The 984-nt window shown below is 65.0% G+C and carries 1 pseudogene; it reads left to right on the top strand.

The annotated features are described in order from the left end of the window. Positions 1–15 precede the first annotated feature (15 nt). Positions 16–973, top strand: a pseudogene (locus GTK09_RS27075) (IS630 family transposase). Positions 974–984 lie beyond the last annotated feature (11 nt).

The following is a 984-nucleotide window of genomic DNA, read 5'->3' as shown; positions in this document are numbered from 1 at the left end:
GGGAGGATGCGCACCATGGGAAAACCGGTTTCATCGGACTTGCGGCTTAGGATCGTTCGCGATGTTGCAGCCGGCCAGACGCGGCGTGGGGCGGCGGCCCGGTTTGAGGTGTCCCCCTCGACGGCGGTGAGGGTTCAGGCCCGCTACGCTCGCACCGGTTCCGTGGAGCCGGCCAAGCAGGGACGTCCTGCCGGATCCGGCAAGCTCGGGCCGCATCGGTGCGCCATCATCGAGACGGTGAAGGCCAAACCCGACATCACCATGCCGGACCTTGCCGCCTGGTTGGAAGAGCAGTTCGGCGTGACGGCCGATCCGTCGAACCTCTCCAAGCTGCTTCGCCAGGAGGGGTTCACCTATAAAAAAAACGCTGCTGGCATCGGAGAAAGATCGCTCCGACGTCAAGGCGGCGCGGCGTGAGTGGCAAGACCGCCGCCAGCCCTTCATGCACCGCCAACCGGGACGGCTGGTCTTCATCGACGAAACCAGCGTGAAGACCAACATGACGCCACTGCGAGGCCGCAGCCCCTGCGGCGAGCGCCTGCGGGCGCAGGCGCCGTTCGGCAAATGGCACACCCAGACCTTCGTGGCTGGCCTCAGATGCCATGAACTCGTCGCCCCCTGGCTCATCGAGGGCGCCATGGACGGTGCGGCTTTCGACGTCTACGTGCGCACACAACTGGCGCCATGTCTGGAACCGGGCGACGTCGTGGTGCTCGACAACCTCAACGTCCACAAGAGCCCGAGAGCGGCGCAGGCCATCGCCGAGCGAGGCGCCTGGCTCTTGTTCCTGCCGAAATACTCCCCCGACCTCAACCCGATCGAAATGGCGTTCTCCAAGCTGAAGACGCTGCTTCGAAAGGCGGCCGCCCGCACTCTGGACCAACTCTGGCGGGCCGTCGGCGACATCTGCGCCCTCTTCACACCCGACGAATGCTGGAACTACTTCAAGGCTGCAGGCTGTGTTGCAGATTAAACGCCCGACGC

The organism is Jiella pacifica (genome assembly GCF_010500815.1).
In the GTDB taxonomy this organism is placed as follows: domain Bacteria; phylum Pseudomonadota; class Alphaproteobacteria; order Rhizobiales; family Rhizobiaceae; genus Jiella; species Jiella pacifica.
The sequence above is the reverse complement of the archived record's forward strand: the minus strand, read 5'-3'. Positions and strand labels throughout refer to the sequence as shown.